Source organism: Cohnella suwonensis, from assembly GCF_042655365.1.
GTDB classification, from domain to species: Bacteria; Bacillota; Bacilli; order Paenibacillales; family Paenibacillaceae; genus Cohnella; species Cohnella suwonensis.
On sequence record NZ_JBHSMH010000067.1, the window covers coordinates 19,033 to 28,234 of the forward strand.

General features: G+C 46.4%; 3 protein-coding genes. All 3 read left to right on the top strand.

Annotated features, from left to right (window positions below):
• Nucleotides 1-45 precede the first annotated feature (45 nt).
• The 3 genes from ACFPPD_RS17785 (at nt 46) to ACFPPD_RS17795 (ending at nt 8,858) form a co-directional block, all read left to right on the top strand.
• A complete protein-coding gene (locus tag ACFPPD_RS17785; protein ID WP_209749022.1) occupies nt 46-4,116 on the top strand; it encodes an S-layer homology domain-containing protein in 4,071 nt (1,356 codons plus the stop codon).
• Nucleotides 4,117-4,283: 167 nt separating this feature from the next.
• On the top strand, nt 4,284-8,327 hold the full coding sequence (locus ACFPPD_RS17790; RefSeq protein WP_209749021.1) for an S-layer homology domain-containing protein: 4,044 nt from the start codon (nt 4,284-4,286) through the stop codon (nt 8,325-8,327).
• A gap of 171 nt (nt 8,328-8,498) precedes the next feature.
• On the top strand, nt 8,499-8,858 hold the full coding sequence (locus ACFPPD_RS17795; RefSeq protein WP_209749020.1) for a group I truncated hemoglobin: 360 nt from the start codon (nt 8,499-8,501) through the stop codon (nt 8,856-8,858).
• The last annotated feature ends 344 nt before the right edge of the window (nt 8,859-9,202 follow it).

A 9,202-nucleotide genomic window follows, 5' to 3' on the forward strand; every position in this document is an offset into this window, starting at 1 on the left:
ACTCCTCTATGATTGCGGATATCAGGTATTTTGGGAGGATAAAAAATGATTGCAAATGGTATAAAAAAATGGACGATCATCCTGTTGGTCTTTAGCATGATGTTTGCGTCTTTCGGCCTCGCTTCCGCAGCGGAGTCCGCTCAGTCGGATGTGAAAGGCCATTGGGCGGAAAAACAGCTGAACCAATGGTTGGAAAAGGGTCTTATCCAAGGGTATTCAGACGGCACGGTGAAGCCGGACAAACCGGTTACGCGCGCGGAATTGATATCGCTCATCAACCGGGCTTTCGGATTTACGGAGAAGGCGGATGTCCATTTCAGCGATATCGCTACTGGGAATTGGGTCTACGATGAGGCGGCGAAAGCCGTGAAGGCCGGCTACATGAAGGGCAACTCCGACGGTACGTTCGGGGGAAATCAAAAAGCGAGCAGACAAGAAGTCGCCGCGATCATCGCCAGATTGTTAAATTTGCAAGGCGACGAAGCTGCTGCCAACGCCTTCACGGATGCAGCCAAGTTCGCGCCATGGAGCAAAGCGGCTATCGGCGCAGCAGTGTCCAAGAAGTTGATGCAGGGTTACGGGGATCAATCCTTCCGTCCGGAAAAATCCATTACGCGAGCGGAAGCGGTTGTCGCATTGGATCACGCGTTGCAAGCGAAGGCGGAGACTCAGATTAGCGCTTATAACGCAGCAGGAACCTATGGCCCGGCAACCGGGACCCAAACCGTAAGCGGCGACGTTGCGGTTAATGTCCCGGGTGTCACGCTGCAGAACATGGTTATTAACGGAAACCTGCTGCTTGCGGCGGGCATCGGCAGCGGCGACGCTTTCTTGAAGAACGTTACGGTCAAGGGCACGACGACCGTTCAAGGCGGCGGCGAGCACAGCATCCATTTCGAGAACTCCATGATCGTTAACATCATCGTGGATAAGAAGGACGGCAAGGTGCGTATCGTAGTGGAGGGTTCAACGACAATCGACCAAGCAACGATCAATTCCGAGACCCAACTGGAGCTGGATAAAGACACCAGAATCGGTACTCTGATTGCCAATACGATTCTTAAGACGCTAGGACAAGGCTTCATCGATAAAGCAATCATTAGTATCGAAGGCAAAGATTCAACGTTCGAGAAGAAGCCTGAGGAACTTGAAGGGCCAGGTACGACAACAACACCAACACCAACAACAACCCCAACAACAACCCCAACAACAACCCCAACGACAGGCGGCGGTGGCGGTGGGGGTAGCGGTAGTGGTAATGATTTACCTTCGCTAAGCAGCGCAAAAGATATCACGGCTTTCAGTTTCCCGCAGCAAGCCGGAGCGGCAACGATTGATTCGATTGCCCACACCGTGGATATTCAAGTCATAAACGGAACCAACTTGAACGGTCTAGTAGCGAGCTTCTCTTTATCGACTGGGGCAACGGCAACAGTAGGCGCAGTCGTTCAAACCAGTGGAACGACGTCCAATGATTTCAGTAACGCAGTATCTTATACTGTGACAGCGCAAGATAACAGCACGCAGAACTGGACGGTAAACGTAAGTGTAGCGGCGGCGCTAAGTAGCGCGAAAGATATCACGGCTTTCAGTTTCGCGGCACAGACTGGAGCAGCAACGATTGATTCGAATGCCCGCACCGTGGATATTCAAGTAGCTAACGGGACCAACTTGAACGGTCTGGTAGCGAGCTTCACATTATCGGCAGGGGCAACGGCAACAGTAGGCGCAGTCGCTCAAACCAGCGGAAAGACGGCTAATGATTTCAGCAACGGATCAGTAACTTATACCGTAACAGCGGAAGATAACACCACGCAGAACTGGACGGTTATTGTAACCGTAACGACGCAAAGTTCAGCAGAGGCTGCACTAGCTATCATTAATGCGAATGTAGCGACATTTACTTTGCAGGATTTAGTGAATGCGGGAGTAACGCAAACAAATAATGATTGGATAAGCTACTATCAATCGCAAGTGACTGAAGCCAAAAGCTCAAAGGGTAATAGCGATTTAATGCTATTCGAAGTGCAAGCCGCCATAGATAAAATCAATGCGGATGCGATTAAGGATCCAGCAGCTTCAGTTATTATGCCGGTGGAGCTGTCTAGCAATCAGGTGGCTGGAGATGATAAATTTGCATCAGGGGACGTTATCATTCTTAGCTTCAATGTGAAGTTGAATACGGGTGCGCTTGCTGCTATTCAAGGTGCAGTAGATACTGCACTTGGCAGTAATACCACAGTAACAACAGTTAATAATCAGACATTTACTATTACTGTTGATGCTGATAAGAACATTGACCTTTCTATTTCAAAAAGCGCGTCAATTACCATTGCTGCCGGTTCGGTGTCAAACTATATTGCTCCAACGATTGGGAATTCAGCACCTATTAGCTTTTTAATTGAAGACAGCAATAATATGCCGCCGCAATTGTCTAGCGCGGTTATAGCAAACGCAGGACTATCGATCGAGTTAACCTTCAATAACAATTTATCTGGTTCAGCTGCAGATCATTTAGCGTTTAGCGTATCTGGCATAGCTTCCATGCCAACCGTTACCAACGCTATTGTTTCGGGTGCTACAGTATATTTAACATTATCTAAACCCATTGTATGGACGGATCTTGTACAGGTTAGCTACTTGGCAACAGGTACCAACGATCTGCAGAATGCGACTAACGTCAAGGTACAGAATTTCACCAATGCAGACGTAATCAACAATATGGCGCCACCGGTATTTACTGTCGCGGATACGGCAGGCGCACAACAGATCGAAGTATCCATCAATCGAAATTTATCTGGTTCAACTGGAGATTCTGCAGCGTTTAGCGTATCTGGAATAGCTTCCATGCCAACTATTACCAACGTTGCTGTCTCAGGTAACTTAGTAACTTTAACATTATCTTCACCCATTGTATGGACGGATCATGTGAAGGTTAGTTACATTGCAACAGGTACCAACGATCTGCAGACTACGGATAATGAAAAGGTTCAGAACTTCGCCAATGCAGAAGTAACCAACCATGTACTGCTCCCGGCAGTTATAATAGACGTAACGGCATTGAATGGAACAATTGATATCGAATTGAGTTATGCGCCGAGCATAGATCCGGTAGCGGCAGATTTTACGGCTTCAACGAATATTGTTACGATCGGAGCACAGTCGCAAACGTCAGCGTTGCCGGTTTCCGGTTTTCAATACGACAAAGCCAATAGGAAAGTAACGTTCAACTACTCGTCTACTACTGAACGAACCAATGTCTGGCAGAGTGAGGCGGTAGGGATTACGTATGATGGCGAAACGACATATTCTGGTCAGACTTATTTGGCGCCAGTTACTCCATTAGACACGTTAATTAATTCCGCTCAAACTTTAAAAGCTGATCTATCTTTAAAAGTAGGGACAGCCGAAGGTACGTACGCACAAGCAGACATTGATGTTTTTCAGACTGCAATCGATAAAGCGGTACAGCTAGACCCGAATGCGAATCAAGCATTGAAAGACGCCGCGTCAGACGAATTGGCAGATGCCATTTTCATCATGCAGACCAAGGTAAACACGTTGCTAGATAAATCATTTCTGTTGAAAGCAATTGATTATACGAATCAGGTAATAACTGTTGCTGCATCAAAGGGGCAGTTTAACCTGGAAAAACTGGATCCAGTGATTCAAGAGCTTGCAAATGCGCGTGCGCAAGCGGTTGCCTCAATAAATAGCGGTGGAAGTCAAGTTAATATTAATCAATACAGAACGAGCTTGTACAGTTCAACTGATATATTCAATAGGGATGAAGTAAAACAATTGGATACAGATGGATCCGTGTTGTTCGACAGAGACACATTGGATATTTACTTTGCAGACCCGGTGAATGATACGGATTACAGCGTGAAGTCTAATGTATTTTTGTCCCTGATGGGACATCAGGGCACGACGATCACGTGGACTTCTTCGGATAATAATGTAATTAATGTAATGAACAGTGATCTAACGAAAGGCGTTGTTACCCGTCCATCGTCCGGAAGCTCCGATGCAGCGGTTACCTTAACAGCTACTGTCGCCATTGGTAATATAACCGCTCAAAAATCATTCACTTTGATTGTTAAAGCGTTGCCTTAACAGTACTTGTAACATGCCGGAATTGCGTATAGAACCTTTCTTAACCCCTATGGTCACATCAGACCATAGGGGTTTTGTATGTTTTTCTCATTTTGTGAACTGGTTCACAGTTTTTATAACTAAGCTCCTCTATGATTGCGGATATCATGTATTTTTGGAGGATAAAAATGGCGATAAAAGAAACTAAAAAATGGACGATCATTATGTTGGTCTTTAGCATGATGTTTGCGTCTTTCGGCTTCGTTTCCGCAGCGGAGTCCGCTCAGTCGGATGTGAAAGGCCATTGGGCGGAAAAACAGTTGAACCAATGGCTGGAAAAGGGTCTTATTAAAGGTTACGCGGACGGCACTGTGAAGCCGGATAACCCGGTTACGCGTGCGGAATTGATTGCGCTCATTAATCGTGCGTTTGGATTTACGGAAAAGGCGGATGTCCATTTCAGCGATATCGCCTCCGGAGATTGGGCTTACGATGAGGCGGCGAAAGCCGTAAAAGCCGGCTACATGAAGGGCAACTCCGACGGTACGTTCGGAGGAAATAGGAAAGCGAGCAGACAAGAAGTCGCCGCGATCATTGCCAGATTGTTAAATTTGCAAGGTGACGAAGCGGCTGCCAATGCTTTCTCAGATGCAGCCAAATTCGCGCCATGGAGCAGAGCGGCTATCGGCGCGGCAGTATCCAAGAAATTGATGCAGGGTTACGGGGATCAAACCTTCCGTCCGGAAAAATCCATTACGCGAGCGGAAGCGGTTGTCACATTGGATCGTTCGTTGCAAGCTTTGCAAACGCAAACGGAAACACAGAAAAACGCATATAACGCCGCTGGAACCTACGGCCCGGCAACCGGAACGGAAACCGTTAGCGGCGATGTTGCGGTTAATGTCCCCGGTGTCACCTTGCAGAACATGGTCATTAACGGAAACCTGCTGCTTGCGGCAGGCATCGGCAGCGGCGACGCTTTCTTGAAGAACGTCACGGTTAAAGGTACAACTACCGTTCAAGGCGGCGGCGATCATAGTATTCATTTTGAGAATGGTAAGTTTGTCAAGGTCATCGTGGATAAGAAGGACAGTACGGTGCGTCTTGTATTGGAAGGCACAACGTTCATTGAACAACTCGACATCAATTCTCCGGTTAATCTCGAGATGGGTAAAGACAGCAACATCGGTACGCTTATTATTGATGCGTTATTAAAGATGTTAGGACAAGGCACCATCGAGAAAGCGATCATAAGCGACGATGGCCAAGGTTCAACCTTCGAGAAGCAGCCTCAGAAGCTGGAAGGGTCAGGCGCGCCAACAACGCCATCGTCAGGCGGTGGTGGTGGCGGCGGTAATGTTTTGCCTGCGCTAAGCAGCGCGAAAGATATCACGGCTTTCAGTTTCCCGCAGCAAGCTGGAGCGGCAACGATTGATTCGAATGCCCGCACCGTGGATATTCAAGTCATAAACGGAACCAACTTGAACGGTTTAGTAGCGAGCTTCTCGTTATCGACTGGGGCAACGGCAAAAGTAGGCGCAGTCGTTCAAACCAACGGAACGACGTCCAATGATTTCAGCATCGCAGTAACTTATACCGTAACAGCGCAAGATAACACCACGCAGAACTGGAAGGTAGTTGTATCCATCGAGACAATACCGGCCTTAACGGCAACCGCGAAACAAGGCACAACGCCTGGATATTCGCAATTAACGAATGTAGCGGCAGGTTCAGGAAATCACCTCTATGTACTCCCGAGCGCAAGTATTCTCACCACTCCGAATGTAGGGGAGGCAGCGCCTAACGGGAATGCGGCGGGGCTGAACAATTATGTGGCGGAAACTGAATTCCCGGCTAGCTCATTTGTTAAATATGTACACATCTATGAAGTGGATAGCGCTGGTAAAGTCGTAAAGTTTCAACTTATAACGTTAACACCCGCAGAGATTAAGCCAATTCCAATAGGAGATCAGGCACCAATTGCATCGGCAAATGCAGCACCTGGTTCAGCGCCGGGAACAACTAAAATAATCGCAACGCCTTTCGGTTCCGGAAACCATATCGCAATTGAAATGGGGATTGCTACTGTTGGAATGGTAAATGTTGGCGATTCTTTGCCGACAGGGCTAACTGTATTGAATAACTATATGGGCGAAGAAATTGCAGGGATGGACATTACAACCAACAAATATATCGTGGTGTACGAGGTAGACTATGCAGATAAAGTAGTTGCTTATAATGAGATTGTGCTGACTGCTTTGGACATTACACAGGTAGGATCGCCATTGTTATCGGCAACCGTGCTGCCAGGCACTTCGGCGGGAGCGACATCCGTAACAGCAACAGTTAGCAATCCTCTGAATCATTTGGTCATTTACGGTTCTGATTCTGTTATTGTAGCTCCGAATATAGGGGGTTCCGTACCGAATGGGTCTAATGTGGGTCTCGTATCCCCATATACTTCGGGTGCGGATATCTCATTCATGGATGCAGTAACGAACAAATATCTGGCCGTATATGAGGCGAATAATGGTGGGGCAATAGTTAAGTATCAGTTAATTACGCTGACCTCTGGGGACTTTACGCCTGTTCCAGCTCCCGGCTTTGTTTCAGTAACGCCTTCTGAGGGTAGTGTTGTTGGAACAACAAAGATTGGGGCATTACCCGTAGCTATCTTGCCAAATCATCTGGTAGTCAAAGTATCTTCTGTTATTGTCGCAACGCCCAATATAGGTGATGCTGTTCCGACAGGAGTGGGAGTAACCAATCCATATATTGATGGTATTAATATTACAGCCGTGGATGCATCAATGAATAAATATGTAGCTGTATATGAAGCGGATAGTTCAAATAAAGTCGTAAGGTTTGCGTTAATTACGCTGACCTCTGCAGACATTAAACAGCTTGTCCCAGTGCCGTCGTTGTCAGCTGAAGCAACGCCCGGTACGATAACGGGAACTAAAGTTGCAGCAACGGTAGGTACAGCAGATAACTATCTTACTGTAAAAGTATCGTCTGCCTCTTTACCAACACCAAATGTAGGTGACACAGTACCGATTAGCGGTTCTCAAGGGGTAACGAGTCCCTATACATCGGGTAATGATATTACCGGTGTTGATGCAATAACAAACAAATTTGTAGCCGTCTACGAGTCGAATTCCGTTGGGAAAGTCGTAGCATTCGAGTTAATCACACTAACCGCTGCTAATATCAATGGGAATTTGGCGCCTCTGTTAACTACAGCATCAGCAACTGCTGGAACTGTCGAAGGATCAACTTCGATCACTGCTACAATTGCCGGAGCTAATCATCTGGCGATAAAGTTCTCAAATGAAGCCATAGCGACACCGAATTCGGGTGAAGATGCACCGCTAAATGCCTCTCCCGATTGGTCAGTTTTAGCATCGTATACGCAAGGTTCCGATATCTTATTTGTGGATGATACAACAAACAAATATCTGGGTGTTTATGAAGTAGATAGCTCCAATAAAGTGGTTTCATTCAAATTAATTACTTTGATTGCGTCTGAGATTAAGTCCTATACATCGATACCGTCTATGACCGCTTTTCCGCAACCAGGAGTCGGGATGGGAGCTACGAAAATACAACCAAACCTTACGATGTGGGGTTATTTCAACCATCTGGTCGTGAAAGTATCGTCGGTTTCTATAGCAACTCCGAACGTTGGGGCTTTAGCTCCGACAGGAGCTGGAGTTATTAATCCTTATGGCTTTGGCGATGACATCACAGGCGTGGATGCAACAACGAATAAGTATATCGCTGTTTATGAGGCAAATGCTGCTGGGCTTATTGTTCGATATAAGTTAATCACGCTGGCAGCCCAAGACATCACGCAGATATCATCAGCGATCACAGCTTCTCCATCTACGTTGAGTGAAGCTATAGATAACAATGGAAGTAGCAATGGAAGCTTGACGAGCGGCGTCATTACTGTAACGGCAATTAACGGGGGGACTTTTAATCCCAACATCGCGAAAGCGGATGTAGCTTTAACTCTGCCCAACTCTAGTGCTACAATCAACAATATTTATGGGTATGATTTCACTGTAGCTTTAGTTGACTCTACGCATATTACCGTAACAATAACAGGTGTATCATCCTATCATACTGCTGATGATAGCTTTGACTTTGTCATCACGGTTTTACAGTCCAAAGTAAACGGAGCTGCGAGCGATGTTACAACGAATCCTGTTCATGTAACCTTTAGCTAGTCCGTACTGAATATGGATCTTACTGGAAGGAAAGAATGAAGCGGCGATTACCCCTATGGTCCGATGACCATAGGGGTTTTGTTGTTTTTCTCATTTTGTGAACTCGTTCACAGTTTTAATTATCGTCTTCAGCTATACTTGCGGGTATCAATAGATCGAGGAGGAACAAGTATGGAACAATCATTGTTTGCAAAGTTCGGGGGAGTAGAAGGATTAACTCCAGTGGTAGACGAGTTCTACAAACGCGTTTTGGGGGATGAAACGGTCAATTCTTTTTTTAAGCATACGGATCTGGAGCAGCTGCGAAGACATCAAACCCATTTCCTAAGCTTTGCTTTAGGCGGACCCAATCAATATACGGGTAGATCCATGGAGAAGGCCCATCAGGGCTTAAACCTTCAGCCGGAGCATTTCCAAGCTATCGCGAAGCATCTTCAAGGCACGCTCGAGCACTTCAATATAGGCCAAGAGGATATTGCCAAAGTGTTCGAACTTATCGTTCCATTGGAGAGCAGCATTTTGCATAAGTGATAATCCGTTCATAACAGACTCGAAGAGCCAATCGCATTCAGGCGGTTGGCTCTTTTAGTATGCCCAGCACGGCGTCATCTTTAGGGTGAAAGTCCCGGTGGATAGCAGTTTCCGAGCATTCGAGGCTTAAAAAATAATAAAAGGTTGAATGCCTACTCGTTTTTCGTTGACGGACAAATAAGGTTTCTGGTAAAGTATGAATACCAACTAAGTTAATAGGAATTATTTTATATACTGCTCTAAAAGTGCGAGTTCAAAAAGTTCGGTGATCAGCACCGAGAAGGTTGAAAGAAGCTAGGGAATGAGGATCGGAGCGTAGGCAAACCTACGTGAGAACCGGAAGT